The 25,335-nt window shown below is 31.5% G+C and carries 25 protein-coding genes, 1 other RNA gene and 1 riboswitch; of the genes, 4 read left to right on the top strand and 22 right to left on the bottom strand.

Annotation, left to right across the window (positions count from 1 at the left end):
• Window positions 1-6 precede the first annotated feature (6 nt).
• Both QO263_RS09895 and QO263_RS09890 read right to left on the bottom strand, forming a co-directional pair.
• On the bottom strand, window positions 7-3,210 hold the full coding sequence (locus QO263_RS09895) for an FtsX-like permease family protein (RefSeq protein WP_285620668.1): 3,204 nt from the start codon (window positions 3,208-3,210) through the stop codon (window positions 7-9).
• The gene (locus QO263_RS09890; protein ID WP_285620667.1) at window positions 3,210-3,914 is read right to left on the bottom strand and encodes an ABC transporter ATP-binding protein; all 705 of its coding nucleotides are present in this window, start codon (window positions 3,912-3,914) and stop codon (window positions 3,210-3,212) included. The genes QO263_RS09895 and QO263_RS09890 overlap by 1 nt, the downstream gene beginning before the upstream one ends.
• 343 nt (window positions 3,915-4,257) lie before the next feature.
• Between QO263_RS09890 and QO263_RS09885 the strand changes: the two genes are divergently transcribed.
• Window positions 4,258-4,830 carry a hypothetical protein gene (locus tag QO263_RS09885; RefSeq protein ID WP_285620665.1) on the top strand — a complete coding sequence of 191 codons (573 nt, stop codon included), beginning with the start codon at window positions 4,258-4,260 and terminating at the stop codon, window positions 4,828-4,830.
• Between the two features lie 38 nt (window positions 4,831-4,868).
• Here the strand turns inward: QO263_RS09885 and QO263_RS09880 are convergent, their stop codons facing one another.
• The 7 genes from QO263_RS09880 to QO263_RS09850 form a co-directional block, all read right to left on the bottom strand.
• Window positions 4,869-5,402, bottom strand: coding sequence for a folate family ECF transporter S component (locus QO263_RS09880; RefSeq protein ID WP_285620663.1), 534 nt, complete (start codon window positions 5,400-5,402; stop codon window positions 4,869-4,871).
• Window positions 5,403-5,473: 71 nt separating this feature from the next.
• Window positions 5,474-5,572: riboswitch (THF riboswitch) on the bottom strand.
• Between the two features lie 112 nt (window positions 5,573-5,684).
• Window positions 5,685-7,049 (bottom strand): MATE family efflux transporter, encoded by a 1,365-nt coding sequence (locus tag QO263_RS09875; RefSeq protein ID WP_285620660.1) that lies wholly within the window; start codon window positions 7,047-7,049, stop codon window positions 5,685-5,687.
• 467 nt (window positions 7,050-7,516) lie between these two features.
• A complete protein-coding gene (locus QO263_RS09870; RefSeq protein WP_285620658.1) occupies window positions 7,517-8,404 on the bottom strand; it encodes a DegV family protein in 888 nt (295 codons plus the stop codon).
• A gap of 35 nt (window positions 8,405-8,439) precedes the next feature.
• The gene (locus QO263_RS09865; protein WP_285620655.1) at window positions 8,440-9,129 is read right to left on the bottom strand and encodes an SGNH/GDSL hydrolase family protein; all 690 of its coding nucleotides are present in this window, start codon (window positions 9,127-9,129) and stop codon (window positions 8,440-8,442) included.
• Window positions 9,130-9,131: 2 nt separating this feature from the next.
• Window positions 9,132-9,932 carry a hypothetical protein gene (locus QO263_RS09860; RefSeq protein ID WP_285620653.1) on the bottom strand — a complete coding sequence of 267 codons (801 nt, stop codon included), beginning with the start codon at window positions 9,930-9,932 and terminating at the stop codon, window positions 9,132-9,134.
• The gene (locus QO263_RS09855) at window positions 9,932-10,264 is read right to left on the bottom strand and encodes a PadR family transcriptional regulator (RefSeq protein WP_285620650.1); all 333 of its coding nucleotides are present in this window, start codon (window positions 10,262-10,264) and stop codon (window positions 9,932-9,934) included. The genes QO263_RS09860 and QO263_RS09855 overlap by 1 nt, the downstream gene beginning before the upstream one ends.
• A 449-nt stretch (window positions 10,265-10,713) precedes the next feature.
• Window positions 10,714-11,487: a hypothetical protein gene (locus QO263_RS09850; RefSeq protein WP_285620647.1), complete on the bottom strand. Its 774-nt coding sequence runs from the start codon at window positions 11,485-11,487 to the stop codon at window positions 10,714-10,716.
• 482 nt (window positions 11,488-11,969) lie between these two features.
• Here QO263_RS09850 and QO263_RS09845 point away from each other — a divergent pair, with 482 nt between their 5' ends.
• Window positions 11,970-12,149 (top strand): H-type small acid-soluble spore protein, encoded by a 180-nt coding sequence (locus QO263_RS09845; RefSeq protein ID WP_285620646.1) that lies wholly within the window; start codon window positions 11,970-11,972, stop codon window positions 12,147-12,149.
• A gap of 72 nt (window positions 12,150-12,221) precedes the next feature.
• On the opposite strand, the gene QO263_RS09840 is transcribed toward QO263_RS09845, so the two are convergent.
• From QO263_RS09840 to QO263_RS09800, 9 genes are all read right to left on the bottom strand, one after another.
• The gene (locus tag QO263_RS09840; protein ID WP_285620643.1) at window positions 12,222-12,695 is read right to left on the bottom strand and encodes a hypothetical protein; all 474 of its coding nucleotides are present in this window, start codon (window positions 12,693-12,695) and stop codon (window positions 12,222-12,224) included.
• A 164-nt stretch (window positions 12,696-12,859) separates the two neighbouring features.
• Window positions 12,860-13,261, bottom strand: coding sequence for an arsenate reductase ArsC (locus QO263_RS09835; RefSeq protein WP_285620641.1), 402 nt, complete (start codon window positions 13,259-13,261; stop codon window positions 12,860-12,862).
• A gap of 19 nt (window positions 13,262-13,280) precedes the next feature.
• Window positions 13,281-14,336, bottom strand: coding sequence for an ACR3 family arsenite efflux transporter (gene arsB, locus QO263_RS09830; protein ID WP_285620639.1), 1,056 nt, complete (start codon window positions 14,334-14,336; stop codon window positions 13,281-13,283).
• A 45-nt stretch (window positions 14,337-14,381) separates the two neighbouring features.
• Complete coding sequence (gene arsA / locus QO263_RS09825) at window positions 14,382-16,127, bottom strand: arsenical pump-driving ATPase (protein WP_285620637.1); 1,746 nt, start codon at window positions 16,125-16,127, stop codon at window positions 14,382-14,384.
• A gap of 29 nt (window positions 16,128-16,156) precedes the next feature.
• A complete protein-coding gene (gene arsD / locus QO263_RS09820) occupies window positions 16,157-16,531 on the bottom strand; it encodes an arsenite efflux transporter metallochaperone ArsD (protein ID WP_285620635.1) in 375 nt (124 codons plus the stop codon).
• A 22-nt stretch (window positions 16,532-16,553) separates the two neighbouring features.
• Window positions 16,554-16,874 carry an ArsR/SmtB family transcription factor gene (locus QO263_RS09815; RefSeq protein ID WP_285620633.1) on the bottom strand — a complete coding sequence of 107 codons (321 nt, stop codon included), beginning with the start codon at window positions 16,872-16,874 and terminating at the stop codon, window positions 16,554-16,556.
• Window positions 16,875-17,059: 185 nt separating this feature from the next.
• Window positions 17,060-17,236, bottom strand: a non-coding RNA gene (gene ssrS / locus QO263_RS09810) — 6S RNA.
• 176 nt (window positions 17,237-17,412) lie between these two features.
• Window positions 17,413-19,176, bottom strand: a complete 1,764-nt coding sequence (locus QO263_RS09805) for an ATP-dependent metallopeptidase FtsH/Yme1/Tma family protein (protein ID WP_285620631.1) — start codon at window positions 19,174-19,176, stop codon at window positions 17,413-17,415.
• A gap of 140 nt (window positions 19,177-19,316) precedes the next feature.
• The gene (locus QO263_RS09800; protein ID WP_285620628.1) at window positions 19,317-19,610 is read right to left on the bottom strand and encodes a hypothetical protein; all 294 of its coding nucleotides are present in this window, start codon (window positions 19,608-19,610) and stop codon (window positions 19,317-19,319) included.
• A 155-nt stretch (window positions 19,611-19,765) separates the two neighbouring features.
• Between QO263_RS09800 and QO263_RS09795 the strand changes: the two genes are divergently transcribed.
• Window positions 19,766-20,623: a hypothetical protein gene (locus QO263_RS09795; RefSeq protein WP_285620625.1), complete on the top strand. Its 858-nt coding sequence runs from the start codon at window positions 19,766-19,768 to the stop codon at window positions 20,621-20,623.
• A 188-nt stretch (window positions 20,624-20,811) separates the two neighbouring features.
• Here the strand turns inward: QO263_RS09795 and QO263_RS09790 are convergent, their stop codons facing one another.
• Together QO263_RS09790 and QO263_RS09785 are read right to left on the bottom strand one after the other, a co-directional pair.
• On the bottom strand, window positions 20,812-21,078 hold the full coding sequence (locus QO263_RS09790) for a hypothetical protein (RefSeq protein WP_285620622.1): 267 nt from the start codon (window positions 21,076-21,078) through the stop codon (window positions 20,812-20,814).
• Between the two features lie 442 nt (window positions 21,079-21,520).
• Window positions 21,521-22,414, bottom strand: a complete 894-nt coding sequence (locus tag QO263_RS09785; protein ID WP_285620619.1) for an RluA family pseudouridine synthase — start codon at window positions 22,412-22,414, stop codon at window positions 21,521-21,523.
• 93 nt (window positions 22,415-22,507) lie between these two features.
• On the opposite strand from QO263_RS09785, the gene QO263_RS09780 reads away from it, so the two are divergent.
• A complete protein-coding gene (locus tag QO263_RS09780) occupies window positions 22,508-23,326 on the top strand; it encodes an NAD(+)/NADH kinase (RefSeq protein WP_285620614.1) in 819 nt (272 codons plus the stop codon).
• A gap of 144 nt (window positions 23,327-23,470) precedes the next feature.
• Here the strand turns inward: QO263_RS09780 and QO263_RS09775 are convergent, their stop codons facing one another.
• Window positions 23,471-24,058, bottom strand: a complete 588-nt coding sequence (locus QO263_RS09775) for a hypothetical protein (protein WP_285620611.1) — start codon at window positions 24,056-24,058, stop codon at window positions 23,471-23,473.
• A gap of 25 nt (window positions 24,059-24,083) precedes the next feature.
• Complete coding sequence (locus tag QO263_RS09770; protein WP_285620608.1) at window positions 24,084-25,280, bottom strand: O-antigen ligase family protein; 1,197 nt, start codon at window positions 25,278-25,280, stop codon at window positions 24,084-24,086.
• Window positions 25,281-25,335: the final 55 nt, after the last annotated feature.

The following is a 25,335-nucleotide window of genomic DNA, read 5'->3' as shown; positions in this document are numbered from 1 at the left end:
TACTGTTTAATCAACAGATTTCAAGGATTCTACCATTTCAATATTTCCAAGCTTATAATACATTACAAAATTTACAAAAATAGAAAACGCTAGTGTTAGCAGTATAGAAAATGCATAGCTCCAAGGCTCCAGCTTCAATCCAAACATTACATTTTCCATTTCAACTGTTACCATTATATATCTGTGCAGAAATATGCCTATTACTAGACCTACTAAGGTTCCAATAAGAGTTAAAATTGTATTTTCTCGATAAACATATGCTGATACTTCATTATCATAAAACCCTAAAACCTTTATAGTTGCAATTTCTCTTATTCTCTCACTAATATTTACATTAGTAAGATTATACAGAACTACGAAGGCCAAAGCACCTGCAGATACAATCATAACTAAAACTACGTATCCCAAGCTCTTTATAGTGTCTTCAAAGCTCCTTCTAATTCCAGTATTAAAGCTTACACTAGATATTCCTTCTTTTTTTATTAATTCCTTAGATAAAGAGCTTTCAAGTTCCTCAGAAGTATTCTCTAAAATTCCTATTGCCTCATTAAAATCTACTTCCTTGTTGAAAATTTCCCTATAGTATTCTGGAGACAAATAAGCATAGTTAAAAGTATAATTTTCTGTAATACCTGTGACTTTAACTATGGCTTCATCTTCACCACTAGTTAAGGTTATTTCATCACCTACATTTACACTTAAGCTTTTACTTACTTGTTCAGTAATAACTACTCCTTTTTCTGGAATATCAATCTTTTGCTCATCCTTACGTCTTTGCAAGCGAATAAAACTATCTATTTCTTCCAAATTTCTTGGAACAATTATAGAAACATCCTTCTCTATATTATCTGATGACAGAGTTCCACTTTCCTTTAGAATCAGCTCATAGCTTTTTATATCTTCATTCTCCTCTAGATATTTTTCGCTTTCAGATTCTAGCCCCACAGTTATATCATAGGTAAATAATGTTCCAAATTGCCTATCTACAACTGCCCTAATAGAATCCCTTATTCCAAAGGCTGTCAGCATCAGAGCAGTGCAGCCTGCTATTCCTAGCACTGTCATGAAAAATCTTCTTTTATATCTAAATATATTTCTAATTGTGACCTTATAAGTAAAGTTAAACCTATTCCATATGAGAGGTATCCTTTCAAGGAGTATTCTTTTTCCTAATTTAGGTGCTCTTGGTCTCATTAATGAGGCAGGATTTTCCTTTAGCTCATTATTGCAGGCAAAAAATGCAGTTATTGTTGTTAATCCTATAGCCCCCAAAGATACAGAAAAAGCCAAAGGCACATTAAACCTAAGTTCTACAGGAGGTAATAAATACATAATCCCATAGGCATTAAAAATAATAGTTGGAAATAAAGTATATCCCACAGCGATCCCAATGCTACACCCTAATATAGTCCCTGTCATAGCATAGAAAATATACTTAAATGCAATATCTTCATTTCCATAGCCTAGAGCTTTTAATGTCCCTATATTTACCCTTTGCTCATCTACCATTCTAGTCATAGTAGTTAAGCATACTAATGCGGCAACCAATGCAAAGAAAACCGGGAAAATTCTAGATATCGCATCTATTCTGTCAGCTGCTCCACCATAGTCCACATAGGAATAGTGGCTTTCTCTATTTAATACATACCATTTAACTTCTTTAATTTTCTTTAATTCTTTTTCACCATCTTCGATTTTCTCCCATGCTTCTTTTAATTCCTTATCTGCTTTTGCTTTAGAAGTAATATATTCTTCTTCTCCTTTAGCCAAGTCTACTTTTGCTTTCTCTAGTTCAGCTTTAGCCTTTTCAATTTCTATGATACCTTCTTTTTCTTTATCTCTTAGATTTAACTTCTCAGCTTCTAGCCTTTCCCTCGAAGATATTAGTAAAGCTTTGCTTCTATTAAGCTCCTCTTCCGCCTTGGCTAGCTCAGATTTTTTTGCCTCCAATTCATTTTTGCCATTTTTTACTGCTTCTTTTGTTTTTTCTAGAATTCCCATAGCTGCCTGTAATTCCACTGTTAATTTTTCTCTTTCTTCACTAGGCAGTAATGGATTTTCTAATGCAGCAGTAATTTGTGATATATTTCCTTCTAATAGTACTATACTTTCTTCCCCTTGTTTTATTTCCTCATTAGCTTTTTTAAAGCCTTCATTAGCTAAGGTCTTATTTTCGTTAAAAGCCTTTAAACCTTTTTCATATTCCTCTTCACCTTTAGTTAATTCGTTTTCTGCATCTGCTATTTTTTCCTTGCCTTTTCTTATGGACTTATTAAATAGCTCTTCATTATCTTTAAGCTTTTTATCACCATTTTCAATCTCTTTTTTAGCATCTTCTATCTCATTTGAGGCCTCATTTAATTTTTCATCAGCCTTAGCCTTTTCTTCAAAATATTCTTTCTTTCCTTTTTCTAATTCATCCTGTGCTTCCTCTAATATACCTTCATATCTAATCTTTTCCCTGTCTTTGGATATGTCCTTAATCTTTTCTTCTACTATATTAACAACATCAAAATATTCATCCTTATATGAGTTTAACTCCTTTGCTCCATCTACAATAACAAATATATCCGTATATACATCGAGTTTAAAGTTCTCTTGAGGAATCAAAATAAAATCTCTCACTTTTCCACTACCAATATCACTACTTCCCTTTTCAAAAGACAAATAGTATGGACTTTGAATAGCTCCAACTACTGTAAATTCGGTATTTTCCAGACTATCTGACAGAGGATCTTCTTTACCAGAATACAGATTAATCTTAGAGCCAATTGGCACATTTAAATAATTCTCTTTTCCAGCCTCTACTAAGCATTCATCTGATCTCTCTGGCAATCTTCCCTCTAATAATCTCATTCCATTTATTTGATCTTTTGACGAGAACCCATGCAGTCTCACCACTACTTCACTTTCCTTGTATTGTGTCAAAGCATCTATGATGTAAGTTCCAAGGCTTTCTTTTACTCCAGAGATTTTGCTTACTTCATTTAAGTCTTCTTCAGTTAACCCTAATGTAGATACTATTCTTAGATCCATTAAATTATAATCATCATAATATTTGTCAGCAGTATATTCCATAACCTCTGGAGAAACTTTTATCCCTGCAAAAAATGCTACTCCTAAAGCTATAATGGCTACAATAGAGATAAACCTGCCTAGTGATTTTCTAATATCTTTTATAGCATCATTTCTCAGTGCAGTCTTTTTCACTACCACTCAATCCTTTCTACTGGAGTAGGATTGCTATTTAAAGTTTGACCTTCAATTCTACCATTCTTAACTCTGATAACTTTATCTCCCATAGGTGTTATAGCCAGATTATGTGTAATCACAACTACTGTCATACCCATTTGGCAGCAAGTATCTTGAAGAAGCTTAAGAATTGATTTTCCTGTGTTATAGTCCAAAGCCCCAGTAGGCTCGTCACACAAAAGCAGCTTAGGATTTTTAGCTAATGCTCTAGCTATTGCTACTCTTTGCTGCTCTCCTCCCGATAATTGAGCAGGAAAATTCTTTTTTCTTTCATTTAGTCCTACAGCATCTAATATTTCTCCTGGATCTAATGGATTTTCACATATTTGAGTTGCCAGTTCTATATTTTCAATAGCAGTTAAATTCTGTACTAGATTATAAAATTGAAACACGAAACCTATATCATGCCTCCTGTATGTTATGAGATCTTTATTTGAATATGAGCTTATTTCCCTGTTATCAACCCTTACAGTCCCAGAGCTAACTGTATCCATACCTCCTAATATGTTCAATATTGTACTTTTACCTGCTCCACTAGCTCCTGCTATAATGACAAATTCCCCTTTATCAATGGAAAAATCTACTCCTCTTAAGGCTTCTGTTTTCACTTCTCCCATCTGATATACCTTTTTAACATCCTGAAATTCGATATATTTACTCATCTACTCTACTCCTTAGTCAATAATATAATGAACTATTCATTTGCTGTATATTTAAATGATACCACATTTTTCAACAAAATTTTTGTTCATTTTACAAAAACAATCACCCTTTAGCAGCAGGGTGATCAATCCATAAACAGTTTATTTATGCATTCACATCTTTGTTGATCTAATTACCTTATCTATATTATTTTAAAAAATCATATCTTTTATAACCGCTTTTACCTTATTTAAACAATAAGAATGTTATTATCCAAATTTTAAAATATATATATTTAGATTTATTTATTTGCCGATATATAATATACGAGGTAATTGATAATAGATAAGATAGGAGGATGACATGAAAATAACAGGATATCAATTTAAAACTAATAGCTATGTGCAAAACAACAAGCAAATCAAGTCCTTCAATCTTTTAAATAATAAAGACATCACATCAAGACAAAACATAGCTGGTTTTTATTTAGATCATAGCAAATACAAAAAGGCAAATAGTGGCGGCAACATTGGACAGATGATGAGTAATAAGATCAAAAATGATATAATTGCAGATAAAATTGCAAAAAAGGTGGCAAGAGGTGAAATTCTCACGGCAGAGGAAAAAGCTAAGATTATGGAGATAGATCCTGAAAAACTAGAAAAAGCTAAAAGAGCAAATGAGAGACGAAAAGAACTTGAAAGCAGGCTAAAAAACGTAAAGTCCGACAGGGAAGCTAGGATTATTATACTAGAGGCAAAGATAGAAGCAAAATTGATTGCCGATAAAGTTGATCCTAAGTATGGTGAATATTTAATGGAAGCGGTAAATAAAGCTGAAATAAATTATAATAATAAAGATATTAAGAATACAAAAGACCCTATTAAGAATATATTACCTAAAGAAAATGATAAGTTATTAGATATTAAATTATAGAAAAAACCATTACCCTTTAACAGGTAATGGTTTTGGTTCTAATTAACCTTAAATGCAAAACTCAGTCTATTTACCAAGAGTCTTGTAACATACGCATATAGTGGTATATGGAATGCTTGACTAATTATTCTCCCAGGTACAGTAGTTACCATTGGTACGCTAAATAATGTTTGCATAAAATAAGGTACCATGATTACAGAAGTAGTGATTTGTCCCACTGCTATTGCTAAAATTAGCTTCCAGAAAGAACTTTTGGATTTCTTATCCTTAAATGACATCAGTATTAATCCTGGTAATATTCCAGTTAATGCTGCTGTGAATGTAAAATGTGGCATGTATGGTCCCATTGGACTCATAAAATGGCCTATTATATCACCAATTGCACCAACAATACCACCAGCTAATGGTCCAAATACTATTCCAGCAAAGATTACTGGATAACCGCCAAAACCTATTCTGACGAGTTCTACTCCTCCACCACCTATTCTAATGCTGCCTATTCTTGTTAAAACAACGTTCAAAGCAATTAGTAGGCCAAAATAAGCAATGTTTTTCGTGGATATTTTTTGCATACAAAAAGCCTCCTTTCATAAAATGATATGACAGAACCGCCACATCAAGAAAGCAAGCCTATTTAAGATGTGTCAGCGAACGCAGTAGTTTAACGCGAACTAAATAACAGCCCTTCGTTTAAAGGCAACGTCCCATCCTTTAACACTTTACGCAAACTACCTACTCTGCCATTAAAAATATCAAATTTTAAATAGTATATATAGTCTATACAAGCATAGTATAAATCATATTTTAAATTAATTCAAGACTCCAACTTTTACAATTGAAAAATTCTATCATACTTACATATCTGTGATCACGTTTGTTACCCACTTTTTTGAAATTATTCTAGGTATCCCAACAGCTGCTTTAACTACTTCCTCCATGCATACTAGTGCTGAAACATAATATACTGGAAGCTTAAATACTAGTGCACCTAGAAAAGCTAGAGGTACTCCTACTAGCCAAACAGCTGCCATTTCTAAAATCATAGAGAATCTCGTGTCTCCACCACCTCTTAATATTCCTACTACCATAGTTCCATTGAAAGCCTTTATAAAGAAAAAAACAGCTAAAACTATTAAAAGTTTCTTTGATGTAGCATATAATTCTGGCGTTAAATTTTTGAAAAACATAAGAATTGCATCTGATGTCAAGAACAGCATTATGCCTAGAAACATTCCTAATGTAATAGATATAATCATAAAGCTATTAGCATATTCAATAGCTACTTCCTCTTCTTCAGCTCCAATTTTATTTCCGACCATTACAGTACATGCATTAGCTAAACCTCTAGTCATTACCATGAAAATATTTTGAACAGTATTCAAAATCTGAACTGCTGCCGCTGCCTCAGTACCTATCTTTGCATAAGCTACAGAGTACAACACAGTTCCCAACGACCAAAGGGCTTCATTCAAAATAACTGGATAGGCAGTCTTAAAATACTTTTTAATAAAATCATTATTCCAATCAGTCATTTCTTTAATACTTCCTGCTAAAGGATTCCCGTCATTTGAATATATGAAATACAGTATAATAGCTATTTCCACAATTCTAGCTATTAATGTGCCATAAGCAGCCCCTTTGATTCCAAGCTGTGGAAAACCAAGCTTCCCAAAAATGAGTAAATAGTTAAATACTGCGTTAGTCAAAAATGAAACTATACTTACTACCATTGGCATCTTAGCCTGACCAGTACTCCTCGAAGCAACTGCATAAGAAAAGCTAATGCCAGTAATAATATAGCTAATAGAAACTATTCTTAAATAATCAACACCTAGTTTAATGACTTTGATATCATTACTAAAAATTCGCATTATTTGTTCTGGTATAAATAATGCAGCTAGTGTAAATATCATACCTAAAACACTGGCTATAGTAAGAGATATGCCTAATATTCTCTTTATATTCATGGTATCTTTCTTTCCCCAGAACTGAGCTATAAATATTGATGAACCAGTAGCTACACCAAATATAGTCACTGAATAAAAGAAAAACACCTGATTTGCAAGACCTACTGCAGCTAAACTCTCTTTACCTAAACTGGTAATCATAAGAGTATCTAACATATTCACAGAAGAAGCTATTAAATTTTGTAATGTTATAGGTAAAGCTATAGATATCAAAGCTTTAAAAAAATCTTTATTCTTGAAACTAGTCTTCATAACGAACCTCCATAATTAAAGCAATATGAATGATTTTATCATATAATCACGCATATGTATATGTTTGTTTCCAAAAAATAATTAGAGCCTCTAAAGAAGCTCTAATAGCCTGAACGGCAGGCGGGGTCAATTATTATATCTGATGATGTTAAACCGACATTTATTCTCTTAACTCTCTTATTTTTGATAGTATCATTTTATCAATGTCTTATTAGATTTCATATATATTTGAACTTTTTCTAAATGCGGGGTATAGTGAAAACTCTGAATTAAATCATAAATAATTTTAGAATCTTTATAGTTATAAATCAGTAGAAAAAACCAATGATGTACATTATTTTTTATCCTCATTATATAAATAAAATAATAGGGCAAATTATGTTCGCCCCTATCCTTATATTTACTAAAAAGTCAGTATAATATACCTATATCTTAATTATATACTCTCAAATTATTATTTATTAAAATTAGTTTACCCTCTTATCACCTAAGAAAAAAAGTGCAACTGTACCAGGACCTGTATGTGAACCTATTACAGTGCCTACACTATTAATCATTACCTTCCCATCTAGATTAGGGAAGTTATCTTCAATTAAATCAGCAACCATACGTGCAGCATCATAGCATGCAGAATTGGATATGAAACATTTACCTGAATACTCTATCCTATTCTCTGCATGTATCTTCATTTTTTTCACCATTTCTGAAATTACATGTTTTTTACCACGAATTTTTTCACGAGGAACCAACTTCCCATCATAGCTCATGTTTAGTAGGGGACATATATTTAATAAGCTCCCTATAACTGCAGATGTAGCAGATATACGGCCACCACGTTTATAATGTGTTAAATCAGTAGAGAAAAACCAATGATGTACATTTAATTTGTTTTCCTCTAGCCATGCGTAAACATCTTCAATGCTTGCGCCTCCGTCTCTCATATCAGCAGCTAAATCAGTAAGTAATCCATAACCTGAAGAGGCACCTAGGGAATCAACAATTATAATTTTCCGTTCTGGATACCTAGATAACAGTTCTTCCTTCGCTATACATGCGGAATTATAAACACCTGATAAACCTGTAGAAAGAGAAATATGTAAAATATCTTTTGAATTCTTAAGAAAAGGTTCAAAAAAATCTATAAACTCTCCGATATTTACCTGAGAAGTAGTTGGCATTGCTCCCTTTTCAATTCTACTATAGAATTCTTCAAAAGACATAGTCTGACCAAGATCATCGATATATTCTTTATCATCTATGTTGAAATGAAAAGAAGCAAAAGGTATATCCCTTTTAAGAAAATATTCATAGGGCATATCTGCTGTAGAACAACATGTTAAAACAAATTTAGACACATTTAGCACCCCTTACATAATTATAATTGTTAATTTTAATACCCAACAGTAAACATGTACTGCTCTCCAATAGTCTTATAGATTAGTTCATACCCATCATCATTTGGATGAATACCATCATAACATAAGAAATCACTATAATTATTATTTTTCAAAAATGCAGAACGTATATCGATTATTGGGACGTCCATTTTACTTGCCAATAGCATAACCTCTACATTATACATTTCTTGCCATCGATAAATCATATTAATATCCCCAAGCCATTGTAATATGGCCTTTTTATTTAGGTTTTTAGAAATCCAATTAAAATATCTCTTAGGATCAAGAGGAGGGAGATTAATCATTATTGGACTACCACCGTTGCTGCGTATTTCTTCAATTAAGTTCTCATATAATCTTCTAAATTCAATGATTGGTGTTTTAGGAAGGTGTTCTTTTTCTGGATTCTCTGCTATTTCATTCCAATTAAAGTCACAATCATTACCTCCTAATTCTAAAAAAATACTTTTATACTTCATAAGTTCAGTTGCATGTCTCTTAATTTTTGATAAACCCTTTGAAACAGTGCATCCAAACATAGAATAGTTCTTAATATTTATTTCTTCTAATCCAAATATTTTCTCGAAATTTATTTTAACTACTTTATATCGACTGGTTTCAGGCTGTAGTACTATACCTTTTCCAATAGAATCTCCAAAAACGCAAATATCTATAAGCCTCATAATTAACACCTCTCTTTTTGATCCCTTCTTTTATTTCTACCAATGTAGAATATCATTGATATCAATGATAAATAAAACACATATAAAATCCAAGCAATACTCCAAATGCTAAACTTCATTGATATAAATAAATATAAAAATGTTGTTAATAAAAATCCTGAAACAAAAATCAAAATATCTCTTTCTACAATTGATATATGCTTTCTATTTACTATATAATCTGTTATTATGTAGAAAAACACTATAATTATAACTACTAGCCAACTATGACTCCATATATTTTTTGAATGTACTATAGATAAATATAATGATGGAAATACATAGACTAATGGTATTAAGCTAATATAAATAAATGCTAACCCCCATCTGCCAAGTGTTTTGAAATTAAATAATTTAGCGTATTTGTATAAGCTTATTGAAAAATATGTTAAATATATAAAGGATCCACCTACAGTTATTAACCATGTTTTCTTAAAGGATTTTAGAATAATCACACTTACAAAAAAATATATGCATGTTAGTGTAATGAAATAAAATGTGGTAAATGAGTCTATATTAATAAGGATTTTTTTAAAAGCTCCAAGAGAGCTACCTTTTTCCACTTCTCTAATAGCGTCCTTATAATCAATCATCATTTCAGTCGCTCTCTTATAAGCCTCCTCCTGCGTAACCCCTAATTTAAAACAATCATTATACTTATCTATCATTATGGAATATAGCTCATCACGGACTTCTATGATCTCTTTTGTTTTGGGATATAGTAAAAACTTTCTATTTATATATTTTCTTAATTTTTCCTCCATTATAATCCACTCCCAATCAAATTATTCATAATTATAGTTACTTCTTTCCATTCATTGACTTTCTGAATATATGTTGCCCTACCTTCTGAGGTAATTCTATAATATTTCCTTCTTGCGCCACTTTCTTCATTTCCCCAATAACTTTCAATCCATTTATCCTTTTCCATACGCTTAAAGGCAGTATAGATAGTGGCATCTTTTATATCTATTAATCCTTTTCCACGTTCTATGATGGTTTTCATAATTTCATAACCGTAAGAATCTTTTTCCATGAGAATGGCTAAAATAATGGTTTCTGTATTTCCTCTCAAAATTTCGCTTGAATAACTCAATTCATCTCCTCCGATACCTAATCAGGTTAGATATATTGTAACATTATTGCCGATATATGTCAATAATTACAATCTTCAAAATTTAACCCCTAGGAGAAAATAATATAATCTAAATATATTACCTCCCATCTTTTGAATATGATTCTGTAGCTTCAAACAATACCCATTTATCAGGACGATTTTCTCTCACTTCTGTCCATTTCAATATCATTAGTCTCCTTTTCTAAATTATCTATATCAATCCCTATTTATCATAAGCACATCTGCTTTACCATAATATGAAAAATCGCAGACCTATCATTTTGATATCTTTATAAAGATAGCCAATTAACAAGCAAAAAATCTTTCTTTTTGCTTGTTAATTGGCTATATAATATAGCTTCTTTGAAATTCCTAAGAATTTAGAGCTGCTGCTGTATCAGAAACTAGTTTTTCATTAATATCAATAGTCAGTTATCCCAAGGTTCTTTCAGAGCATCACTAAATAAATCATTCCGCATTGTAATATCTGGAGATTCGTTATCATTAATATGCTTTATATATTCTTTAACTAAATATCTCTCTTTAATTATACCCTCCCTATCACCCGGTTCAAAAAGACCATCTAAAACTAAAGGCGCTTTAATTTCTTTTATTTTTTCTAGTAAATGGAGCTGTTTTGCTAATAATAGCGGCATTCTTCCATTATTAGAATCATATCCGCTAATTAAAATCCTTTCTATTCTAGACCCATATTCAGCAATAAAGTCATCTAAGTAATCGTCCCCTCGCAATGCTCTATTGATATTTAGTGCCAAAGGGAAATCATGTTTTTCAGCTATACTCCTAAACTTTCTCCAACAACCTTTTTTATTTGAATTTTCAAGACATATAGGTAAACCTGATTTTATTATTGGATTTATATCTCTTATGCAGTCAACTCTAAACAATATTATATCTATGTTAATTATATTTGAAACCTTTAAAAGGTATTCTAGTATTCGCTCAGTTTTGTCATTTTCTCCATAAGTTACACCACACCACGGAGCATGGATTGAAATCTTTTGAAATGAATCAATTTCCAAGGAATTATTTAGATATTCTAAAAAGTTACGCAGCATTTTCTCTGTACTTAAAGCTATCTGTATATCATTAAACTTTAAATCCTTAGTTATTTTAAGTTTTTCTATTGGTTCAATATCCCATAGACAAAATGCTGCTGTTGAAAGTATAATATCACCCATATGTCCACTCCCTATGCTATTTGAATTAATATTATAAAGTCTACCTTCCTATACGAATTCTATCATGCACTAATAATATCCATCAAATTGGGTTTCTCTATTTCTTTAGTTTTTCTCATAAGCATCTTCTATGGTAAATATAGAAGACTAGGACACAGACATGTTAATCAATTTCAGCTTCCACGCCAAACTATGTAAAAATTCACATTCTATAAGTTTTGTCATTCTGAACGCAGTGAAGAATCCGTATTTGAAACTATTAGAGACCCATTCACTTCGCTCAGGGTGACAGTTTACACAAAGTCTGACATTCCGTTTGCTTCATATTCAGGAAAAACAACTCCTAAATTGCTAAACCAAGAACTCCTGTTATGATAGCTTTACGACCTGAGTATTCCTTTAATTCTATCCATAATAAAGAATTAATATTAGCCTTAAAGCAGATAATATATTTACATATTATTCTCAAGGAGGTTTTTTTCATGAATAATAAACGCGCGAAAGAAATCTTTAATTCTCCAAATATGATTAATGTGACTTTCAATGGTATTCCTGTTTATATCGAATCAGTAAATGAAGATAATAATACAGCTAAAATTCGCTTCTTCAATCAGTCAAATAAAATTGATGAAGTATCTATCATAAATTTAGTAGAGCATTAAAAAAACCTTAGCTCTATGTTTAATTAGAGCTAAGGCAAAAGCTTTTTAATGAGTGTTTTCTAGACTCTTCTATTATTTACACTCCTTTATAGCTTTTCTAAGTTCCATACCTTGTTCTTTTGTTATAACGCTATCCTCTATCATCTTATCAATGACACTTTTTCTTTCCTTTTTATTATTTTTGAAATACTCTTTTCTTTCTTCCTCTTTCATACTTTTAATTTTGTCATGAACTTCTTTTCTTTCTTCCTTATTCTTTTTCATATAAGATTTTATTTCTTCAGCCTTATCTTTTGTAATAATCTTTTTTTCTACTAAGCTGTTTAATGCATTAGAGAATTTCTCTCCTGATTTATGCATCTTAGGCTTCAAAATATTTTCTTGATTTGCTTTCGTATCATCTTGTAATAATTCTATACCATATTGTGCACAATATTTAACATTACCAAAATTGCTGGAATTAGCTGCTACCGTACCTACTGATAACATTATACTTCCTGACAACAAGCTGCTAATGAGAACTTTTTTTAACTTGGTGTATTTCATATAATCTCTCCTTTCAGTTTTGGTATGCTATATAATTCAGCATATATAGTATTTGCAAAAACAACAATATTCTTGCCTGTTCTTTGTATCTAAATATTGCAATATCTGATATAAATATAAAAGCAGTCCAATTTTGCTTGTTATTTCAAATTTTTTATTATCATCTAGCTATTGCTATTTTCCACCTTTTTAATTAATTTTTCAACTTTTTCCTTTATGATATCTCTAGTTTTCCTGTAGTCTTCTATTGGACCACCTAATGGGTCTGTTATGCCCCAATCTTCACTATGACTACATGGTACATATGGACACACTACATTACATCCCATTGTAATAAGATAATCTACTTCTTCTGGAATGTCTTTCAATAGCTTTGGATAATGTGTACTCATATCCACTCCTGCTTCTCCCATTACATGGATGGCTAATGGCTTTACTTCCGGATAGTTTTCTGTTCCAGCTGAATATACTTCCAGTACATCACTGCCTAATTTTTTTGCCCATCCTTCTGCCATTTGAGAGCGGCATGAATTATGAACGCATATAAAAGCAACTTTCTTCTTCATTTTTTTGCTCCTTGTCAATCTATTTGTCTGCACTGAACCAAGATCTAGTATTGTTTGCAATTTTCACTAGAGTCAACATTACAGGAACTTCAACAAGCACACCTACTACAGTTGCTAATGCAGCTCCAGAATTTAATCCAAATAGTGATATGGCAACTGCTACGGCAAGCTCAAAGAAATTTGAGGCTCCAATCATTCCAGCGGGTGCTGCTACACTATGAGGTAATTTCCATGCCTTTGCCCAAATGTATGCAATAAAAAATATAAGAAATGTTTGAATTATTAACGGCACTGCTATGAGAACTATGTTTAGCGGATTATCAACTATTATTTGACCTTGGAAAGAGAATATTATTATTAAAGTTAACAGAAGTCCTATTATTGTAACATTGCTAAACTTCGGAATAAAGGTCTTTTCAAAGTACTCTAAGCCTTTATTTTTCGTTATTAATACCCTCGATATCCAACCGGCTGCTAGAGGTATAACTACAAATAGGGTAACTGATAGAAATAAGGTTTTCCAGGGTATTGATATATTGCTCATACCTAGCAAAAATGCAACTATAGGAACAAATCCAACTAAAATTATAAGGTCATTTGTGGCAACTTGAACTAGGGTATATGCTGGACTGCCTTTAGTTAAATGACTCCAAACAAAAACCATTGCTGTACAAGGTGCTGCACCTAAAAGCACAGCTCCTTTTAGATAGTCTTTTGCTAACTCTAAGGGAATAATTTTTTTAAATACTACATTGAAAAAAAATAGTGCTAATGCATACATGGTAAACGGTTTAATTAACCAATTGGTAACCCATGTAATAATAAGTCCCTTTGGATTTTCTCCGACTTTTTTTATACTACTGAAATCTACTTTCAGCATCATAGGATATATCATTAGCCATATTAAAATTGCCACTGGTATGGACACACTTGCATATTCAAATCTGCTTAAAAACTCTGGTATACTAGGTCGATAAACTCCTATAAATACTCCTATTATCATGCATATAGCTACCCATATTGTAAGATATTTTTCAAAAAAGCTAATTCCCGATTGTGCTTTTTCTTTCGTCATTTCTGTTCCATCCTTTAATTAATATCATTTTTTTCTAAGCAAGCTCTATTTTAAGAGCTTGCTTAGATTTTCATTCTTCACTTCTTCTGTAATCCACTTAATTACTGCAAAGTTTCCTTTTGATATTTCATCTACTTTATTTATCCATTGTATTTCATTCTTTGCCTTTGCTTTTAATATCTCATTTGTTGTATTAGCTAAATAGAAGCTTGCATTAATAACCCACCATTTGCTGTGAATGCCTGCTCTATTTAAATCCTCTTGTAATCTCATTGCTTCATAAACAGGGGTAGCTTCAGCAAGCGTAATTATGATTACTTCTGTTTCCTTTTCATTCCTTAGCTTAGGTAGAAGTTTTTTTGCAGACTCTGGAATATCCCCATGGGAACGCTCTATTTCCTTATTGTAACTTTGAGTTGAATCCAGCAATAGTAAAGTATGCCCTGTAGGAGCCGTATCAATAACTACTGTTTCATTTTCTGAATGGTCCACTATTTCTGCAAATGCTCTAAATACTGCTATTTCTTGAGTACAAGGCGATCTTAAATCCTCTTCAATATATGCAATATCGTCATCACTCATTGTCTCTCTAGCTTTATTTAATACTTCTTTCCTATATTTTTCTAATTCCTTTTTTTCATCAATATGACTTATTGTAATACCATGACTTTCATCTATAACAAATTTCAAATGAGCTGCTGGATCAGTTGTAGTCAAATGCACATTCTTGCCTTTTTTAGCTAATTCTAAAGCTATAGCAGCTGCTATTGTAGTCTTACCTACTCCACCTTTTCCCATTGTAAAAATAATCTTTTTATTGGTATTGTATAGCTCTTCAATTACATCCTTTAATTCTGGTGTATTGTTGACATTTGATACATCATAGTTTTGCTTAACTTCGCCGTTTGTCAGAAAAGCTCTCACATTTTCTAGCCCCGTTACATTATAAGATCTTAGTGGAATTTGAAATGTTTCAACACCTTTAAGATACTTTGGTATTTTCTCTAGAGCTTCTTGTTGTTTTTCAAAAATAGCATTTGAAAGTGAATCATCATGCTCCTTGAGTACTCCATTAATCACTAATAGTTGATTATTTATGCCTATATCTTGTAGTTCCTTAGAAGCTCTTTCTGCTTCCTTTAGTGCTGAGGTCTCTGGTCTAGATACTAATATAAGTGTAGTCTTCTCTCTATCAGCTAAATTTTTCACTGCATTTTTATAGATTTCTTTTTTATCCTCAAGTCCTGATAGCTGTCCTAGACACGATGCACCATGGACATTTTCATTGATAAAATTTGTCCATGCTGAAGGAAGCTGAAGCATTCTCAAAGTATGTCCTGTAGGTGCAGTATCAAATATTATATAATCATATTCCGCTTCTGCTTTTTTATCAGTTATGAAACTAGAAAATTCATTGAAAGCTGCTATTTCAACTGTACAAGAGCCCGAAAGCTGCTCCTCCATGTTTTTGAGTACAGCCTCTGGCAGTTTCCCTCTATACGGTGCTAATACACTTTCCCTATATTCAGCAGCGGCTGCTTCTGGTTCAAAATTTGCCACTACTAAATTAGGAACTTCTTTTATAGGAATTCCCTTATTATTTAATTCCGTGTCAAATACATCCTGAAGATTTGAAGCTGGATCAGTACTTACAAGCATTATTTTCTTGCCTTTATCAGCTAGAGAAACTGCCATAGCACATGCTGTTGAAGTCTTACCAACTCCACCTTTTCCTGTAAAAAATAAATATTTAGTTAGGTTTATATCATTTAGATTAAATTCCTTAAACATAGATATTCCTCTTTCTTGTAATATTTGTTTTAGCAGCATCCATCTCTACAACCACAACCCCTTCGTGGCTTTCTTTTTATAGTCAATTTTAGATAATCTGCTGGAATATTTAATAGTTTAATGAATTCTTCGTCTGTTGGATAAGATTTGGTTTTCACTATGACACCATCCACCATAGTAACTGGCAATATCTCTACACCTTCTTTATTTAATATTTCATTTATTACCTTGTTATCTATAAATATTTGTGGATTGCCAGTAAGATTGTGTCTTTCAACCTCTACATTGTTTCTCTTCAGTCTATTTATTACCCTAGATACCCTTAGTAATTCTGGGTCTACAGATGGACCGCAAACTCCGGTTGGACAGCACATAGCAGGATCAAAAATAACCATTTTTTTCATTTACTATCACTCCTCTTTTAAATTAGCATTTACAATTTGGCTTGCTTTTACATATACAATCTTCAGTATCTGTTATTAGATTCATCAAAAATAAAAGTATTTTATTGCATTGCACTAAGTTTAAAGAATAGTAGTTCCATAATCCGTCTTTTCTAATGTTCACTAAACTAGACTCCTGTAAGATTTTCATATGATGTGATAATGTGGGTTGGGTAAAATCAAAGTGCTCTAATATATCACATGCACATCTTTCACCACAAGATAATATATCAATTATCTGTAGCCTTTTAGGATCTGATATGGCTTTAATGATTTTTGAATTTTCTTCGTAATTAGGTTTCATATATTCACCTCTATATAGATATTAGTCTATATAACATATTATATGCTTCTCAGCTACTCGCAGTCAACACTTAGTTTTATTGTTTATATAATAATATTCTATAGATATATGTCTATATATGTTCTTTTTCTATAACATAATCCATCAAAAAATATAAAATCCTTAAGCAATTTGCTTAAGGATTTTATATTCCCATGATGCCGGCTGTCTAGCTAATTCACACCCGCACTTCTGCAGGTGGGTGTCTTGTCGTCAACCGCTGATGTCCAGTTAAACAGGCATATCATTAGCTAATGAACACAGACTCCCGTATAAAATATGTCGGTTGAATTACCATAGACTATCGCACATCTCAGGAAACTCTTTATATATTAATTATACTATATTTCACGAAATTTTCAAATCAAAATATAATTGAATATCTTCCTATATCTAGAATAACCTATATTTAAACAAAATATAATCATTTTTTCTTATCGATATAAGCTTTTTCGATGAAATCTCAGAAAGAACAAGGAAATACTTATATCAATACAATCTAAGCAGCACTATTGATAATAGTATTGAGCTCATCTTCATCCATAGTTTCATTTATCAATAATCTTTCAGATATATTCTCTAGCTTGCTAATATTTTCTTTAATCAGATTTAAGGTCTTTGAATATAGCTCTTCAATTAACTTTTTCGCTCTATCTACTACATATGCACTGCTTCCAATATTGTCTCCTAATAGAACCTCAAAGTTCAACAAGCCTGTATTGTCATCCATACCATATCTTGCTATCATTGAGACTAGCATATCAGTGGCTTTCTGTAAATCATTCAATGCCCCAGTAGTTATTTTATCCTTTCCAAAAATTATTTCTTCAGATGCCCTACCAGCTAATGCTACCATAATATGATTTAATATATCTTCCTTAGACTGATACAGTTTGTCTGGGGGTATATTCATACTAAATCCTCCAGCCCCTTTTGTACTTGGAATAATGCTGATTTTAGTTACTCTGTTTAAAGGAGAAGTTAGTTTAGTAACCAAAGCATGGCCTGCCTCATGATAAGCAGTAACTTTTTTTTCTTCAATTGATATATAGCTTCTATCCTTCTTTTCTTCCCCTGCTATTACAGTATAAAAGGCTTTGTCTATATGAACCATATTTATGCTGTTATCATTATATCTAGCGGCTAACATAGCTGATTCATTCATTAAACTTTCTAGCTTAGCACCACTGAAATAAACTGTCTGATAAGCAACCTTCCTTAAATCAACTTGCTTGCTTATTGGTTTATTTTTACTATGAAGCTCTAATATCTTATATCTAGCATTTATATCAGGTAAACCTACCTCAAGCTGTCTATCGAATCTTCCTGGTCTTAATAAGGCTTCATCTAAAGTATCTACTCTATTGGTTGCCGCCACTACTATAATCCCTTGATTTTCTTTAAAGCCTGACATTTCAGTTAACAACGCATTAAGTGTTCTATCACTTTCATCAGAGGAACCGTTTGATGCACCACCCTTTCTTTTTTTACCAAGAGCATCAATTTCATCAATGAATATTACACATTTTCCCGCTGCTCTTGCCTTTTTAAACAGACTTCTTATCCTGCTTGCGCCAAGTCCAGCATATACTTGTATAAAATCTGAGCCTGTTACTGCAAAGAAAGGAACCCTTGCTTCTCCCGCTAATGCCTTTGCAAGCAGTGTCTTACCTGTTCCTGGTGGTCCATAAAGCAATACCCCTCTAGGCATTCTCGCGCCATATCTTTCATATTTTTCAGGTTCTCTTATAAAATCTACCATTTCCTTTAGGCTTTCTTTTACCTCATCATTTCCTGCCACATCGTCAAATGTTATGGTAGAGGAATTCTCTCCATCGCCATCTATATCAGACATTTTAGTCATTTCTTTCTCTGCTAGCTTATTTGAATTTCTACTAACAAGGTAAAATAAACCACTAAAAGCTGATAATACAACGATCATAGTCAATATATCCCCAATAGTACTATTTCCATCCGTTTCCTTCACATCAACACCAGAATTAAGAAGCTTTTCCTTGAATCCTTCAGTCCTAGGATTATCTGTTCTAAACAATTTTCCATCTTTAAATACTCCTGTTATTTCTTCCTTATTGGTTAGATTAACAGATTGTATATTCCCATTTTCTAGATTTTTGTTAAATTCTATATATGATATTTCTGTCAATTCCTGTTTGCTGCTTAAGAAAACAAATGCAGATACTATTACTATACTTAGGATAGCAAATAGTATAATTAGATTTCTTTTGTTCTTTAACAGCTTCATATTCGTCCCCTTTCTAGTTTACATAATATAAAACAATTATAGCACAATACCCACTTTATGTCTATTTAAAAACAATAAAGTTTACATAAAAAAATATGGAAGGGTGCACCCTTCCACTTGATATTATATGCTAGATAGAATTATTGACCAGCTTTTAAAATTTTAAGTAGTCTATCAAGGTTTTCATTTTGTTCTTCATTTAGTAATGGTCTCAAAGCTTCTAGCTGATTGAGCTTAGACATGAATTCTTCTTTACTCATATCCTCCGTAAGTTTTTTATTTAGCTTAATGATTTCAAATAAAATTTCATTTCCTGATTTATTTGAATACTGTTCTGCAAACTTCTTTACTGTTTCAAGCTGTTCTTCTGTAGGTTCTATCTTATCTTTTATTTGTTCAATTAATTCTTCAATATTTTTATTATCATTGACCATTTACATTCCTCCCCATTTAATTATATATAAATCTATGTGGATAAGTGCATGTCATATTACTAGAAGCTAAAATAATTTTCTTGTAACAGAAATAATCCTGTTACATATTATAGCTATAAATACTATTTATAAATTTTATCTGGGGAGGCATGAAATTGAACGAAATTGTAGCAGTCCCTTCAAACCAAAATATTATTGAGAAATCTAATTTACATATTCAGAAATTGATTTTTCTTTTACCTTTGGTTCTCTTAGTTAATAACTTTTCACATGAATTTACAAGAAAAAGAAATGTTGTATCTGGCTTAGGAAATGACTTTATAGCCTCCATTGACATTAAAAGCTTAAATGAAAAAATGGATATTATAAAAAAGGTAGGGCCTTATTTACCTGAATATGTTGTAGATCCATTAAATACAATTATTTTCTTTATTGAAAAGGCAACTACAATCATTGGACTCATGGAAATCATAACTACTAATAAATCCTATGCTCCAATTGTAGCTCTTGATAACTTAACTAATAAGGATAGAATAAATGGAATTCTCTCAACAATAAAGGACGAAGCAAATGATGAAAAAGTTAATACATTAAAGCCAGTTATTGATGTAATTTTAAATTTCGATAGATATAAATCCTTAATTAATATGATGTCAAGCTTAAGTAATATGAATAATAGAATGGATAAGGTATCAAATACACTGCCTAAGGCCGAAATACCTGCTCAAGCTAGTTCAAATAATCCTATTCAAATAGAAGATATGGCAAATATTTTGAAGCCATTATTAGGAAATGATGAAAGCAAAATAAATCAATTTAATAGCATGATAAATGTCCTAAAACCAATGCTAGAAAGTAATAGTAATAAAGCAAATCAAGTAGAAAATATGGTAAATGCTACAAAAACGGTATTGGGTAATAATGAAAATATGTCAACCGAAAAAATAGGTGATATGTTTAAAATGCTTGAATTGCTAAATGGTTTGAATTCAAAGGAAGAGAAAAAGGAATAGGCTTAACAGTAAAAGAGTCCAAGAGGAACGGCGGACTGTGTGTAAACTGTCACCCTGAGCGAAGCGAATGGGTCTCTAATAGCTTCAAATACAGATTTTTCACTGCGTTCAGAATGACAAAAACGTATAGCATGTGAATTTTCACACAGTCTGACGGTGATAGTACCGTTCCCTATGGAATAAGATTTTTAAGGATAATCTGTGTGGTCATTACCTAAATAATTCAGTTCACTTACTACATTAATTATATGATTATTCTTATCATGTTTAATATCTACAGTATCCAATCTTGCATCATCTTGTCTAAAAATCAGGTATTGCTTTAATAAGTCATTGGCTGATTGTTTATCTACATCATTATAGACTAGAAAAAATTCTTTCTCTGGTATTTCTAAAGTGAGGGTATATATTCCCTCATCGTCTCTTCTTCTTATTTCTCTAATACTATTTAACATAGAATCACCTCAAGGTATATTATTCCCTAAATATAATTCTTTTTTCATAAGTTTTAAAAAAGTTATAAAAAGATGTTTAGCTTTTGAAATTGTGGTAAAAATTATAATAAGATTTTAAAAATTGGGCTTTGCTTATTTATCTCCACTGCCCCCGTAAGCAAAGCCCTTTTTCTATTTCCATGTAACAAAAATACTGGATGATTAATATATTATACTAACCAATGATTTGGTTGCAAATTATACAAGGGGGTTTTTTAATGGGAAATAACGCTGGTTTTGAAGGTTGCTTTGGCAATGGCGATACCCTATTATTTTTCTTTATACTTTTAGTATTAATTTTCTGTGGATTCTGGGGTAGAGGCTGCTAGTATTACTGTAAAAGTAAATAATTACAAAAATACAAATTGCGATGGAGTATAATTACTTCATCGCAATTTGTATTTTAAGCTCTAAGCTTTAATAATAATGCTTCCATATCATCTGGAAGAGAAGCGTTTATTTCTTTTTCCGCTCCAGTTCTAGGATGTATAAATTTAAACTCGAAAGCATGTAAAGCCTGCCTGTTTATTAATTCACTTGACTCATTATATAATTCATCACCTATTATTGGATGCCCAATATGCTTCATATGTACCCTTATCTGATGAGTTCTACCTGTTTCAATTTCTACCTCAAGTAAGGTGGCTTCTTTAAGCCTTTCTATTACTTTATATTTAGTTATAGCTTCTTGTCCATTTTTCATTACAGATCTTATCATAGGCTCATTCTCTTCTTTTCCAATAGGCAAATTAATAATTTCTTCTTCTTTCTCTACAATACCATTAACTATAGCTAAGTATTTCTTTTCTATTGTTCCCTCTTCCATTTGCTTTGACATTTGTTGATGAGTAAAAGAGTTTTTTGCTATAACCAGTACTCCCGACGTTCCCATGTCTAGCCTATTTATAAACCTTACCTTCTTATTAATATTGTTTTTATTAAAATAATAGGCTACGCCATTTGCTATAGTGTCATCTTGATGGCTCTTAGTAGGATGAACTACTATATTAGGTTGCTTATTCAAAATCACAAAATCTAAATCCTCATAAATTATATCTATAGGAATATCTACTGGTATACTATTCTCTACTTCATCTTCCATATGTATTGTAACCTTATCGCCTTTTTTCACAGTTGCATTGCTTTTTGCCATCTTACTATTAAGATATATTTGCTGGTTTTTTTGAAGTCTTCTAAATAATCTTCCCGAAATTCCATAGTTCTGTTTTAACACTTCCTCTATTGTCAAACCTGATGACTTTATATCAAATATTATTACGTTTTCGCTTTCTTTCATGTTTTTCCTCCGTTTTATATTTAATACAATTAGTGTATAATATACATATACTATTCCTGCTATTTTTGCAAATTGAATTTGGAGGGAGCTACTTTGGAAAATGGACTGCAAGGAAAAAAAATAATAAACATTATTCATAATGATAATATACGTTCTAAAGAAACTTCTGAGCTTTTAGAAAACAAATTAAAACAATATGGTTATATTATTTCAAGTGAATTCGACTATAATGCAGAGTTAAGTATATGTATTGGTGGAGATGGAGCTTTTTTAAGGGCTGTTCATAAGTACAATTTCCCATATATGCCCTTTGTTGGAGTTAATACAGGCCATTTAGGTTTCTTCCATGAAATAACCCCTGAGAATATCAATAAATTTGTTGAGAATTATTCTAAGGGAAAATATAATATAGAAGATATTTATCTTGTTGAAGCTATCGTATGTACAAGAACTAGCTGTATTGAGCTTATAGGCGTCAATGAAATAGTTATAAAAGGTATAGAATCAAAAGTCATACATCTAAATGTTTCAATAGATGATGATCACTTAGAATGCTTTAGTGGAGATGGATTAATAATATCTACTCCCAGTGGAAGTACTGCCTATAATCTTTCAGCAGGAGGTAGTATAGTTTATCCCACACTAAAAACTTTACAGTTGACTCCCCTTTGTCCAATAAACTCAAAAGCTTATAGGTCTTTACAAAATAGTGCAATCATACCTGATGGAATGGCTATAAAAATCAACCCTGAGTACAGGGATGAGAATACTGTCCTAATTGTAGTAGATGGAAATCAACTAAAATATGATAATGTGGTAGAGATTATAATCAAGCTTTCTGATATGACATTAAGAAAACTCACCTTTCATAGCCAAAACTTCTGGTCTAAGGTTAGAGATAGATTTATATAGTATTTTACTGCGCTCAGTATGACATAGACTGTGTCATACTAAGCGTTTCTAAAAAACTTCATGTTCTTTTCCAACTTTAATTTCTGTCCATAGGACAATAATTAGGAGTGTCCTTAGTAAGTACTAAAAACAGCTGTATAAATCCTATATATCAAAGTTTAATACAAGCTTTGTACTGTTTCTCATTTCCGTAGCAATAATATAATTTTTAAAATTTATTGAACAAATCCTATCTAGTTCTCTAAGACTTATTCCTTCTTCTATCTCATAAATTGACACATCTGCTTTTTTCCAGCCATAGGAAAGCAATGTTTTAGCTGAATCCTTTCTAATCAATTCTAAAGGTACTGAGCCGAAAATATTTCCACCTTCCACATTATTCGACATCCAAAACTTATTATGTAACTCTAAAGCTCCTGCCCTTTTTAAATCATCTGTCCGTCTTCCACTGAATTTTTCCAAATAATCTCCATCATAATAATTTTTTACTTCTATAGGTTTATATAAGAAAGGTAATGTGCTTATCAGTGAAAAACCAGGGTACTCATTAAAAGTCACTTTATTAGTATAATTATTCCCATACTTATTAGTATTAGCACATTGTTCTTTTATCATATTAGTTGCTTTAAGTAATTCATCTGCTAGCTGATTTACTTTATTGCAATTATTACAATATATATATGATTCCATTTCACTTACAAGTCTTTTTACTACTTTTATTGTATTCCTCATACTATCACCTTTCCTGCTTATTCACTCAGCATGTTTTTTCTTGTATTTCCTCATGCTTTTCATTGACTGTTCTATTGGACTTCGTCTTCGCAAGATTTATCCCAATAAGTGTCCATACATAAACTGATATCTGCTCCTGAAAACAAATTGCATCAAAAAAACCATTCCCTAATAATGTTACATAAAATCCAAGGGAAATAATACTAATATCTAGATTGTTAAAAACGTCTTCTCTTATTCTACTCCATAGATATTTTATAAACCAAACAAAACAAAACAGACCTATTATACCTGTGTCTACTAGTCTCTGCAGATAAATATTATGCACATGGGATATATAGGCTTTTAAATCATTTGAATATAGTGGAATTTGCTCCCATATAGTACCTGGACCTATTCCTAATACTAAATTATCCTTTAGAATTTTTATAGCCGCTATCCAGATTTTAATTCTATATTCTATACTTGAATCAGCCACAATATTCCGAGGAAGTAATCTGCCAGTATCTCCTAAAAAATCAAATATTACAAAAATAACTGGAAAAAGTACTGCATACTTTATATATTTTCTATTAATAATAGACAGAGCTACAAAAGATATACAAAGAGATAGCCATCCATTTCGAGAATAAGTTAATAATAAACATGATGTTGATAATACGCTGCATAAGATGGCTATAATCATATTTCTATTATTTTTATTTGATTCAAATTGTACTATGCCAACCAGTAAGGTAAGGTTTAAGAATCCTGCTAATATATTTGGATTAAAAAAGGTTGAATATGCTCTAAAATCAATATCATATACATTGCTATCTACCCAGCTTTTAGGCATGTCTCCATTGAAATAAAAATACTGAAAAATACCTATGGCGGAAACAATTATTCCTAAACACATTAACAGAAAAATTATCTTATCTACATGTTCTTCATCTAAATAACAGCTTATTATTGAACAAAACAATATTTTCATTATATATAAAATTGAAAAAAAGATACTTATATACCACAAATCTGAAAACAAGGACGATAAAACTGTTGAAATAATCATCACTAAAAGTATCCTATTATGCAGCAAATGATTCCAAATAATTTTCTCCTGTCTAAATGCTACCAACAAAGCAATCAATATTCCCATAAGTAGATACGATGCAACTGGTAGCAAGGCCCCTAGTATCAATATAATAAATATTAGATAGACGATAATTTTGTTCAGCTTCATCCTTTTATTACTCTCCTATGTACATTATTTTATTATTAATCTAAGATTAAATCAA

The organism is Proteiniborus sp. MB09-C3, from assembly GCF_030263895.1.
Taxonomy (GTDB): domain Bacteria; phylum Bacillota; class Clostridia; order Tissierellales; family Proteiniboraceae; genus Proteiniborus.
Note: the sequence above shows the minus strand (reverse complement) of the source record. Positions and strands in the feature narration are given on the sequence as shown.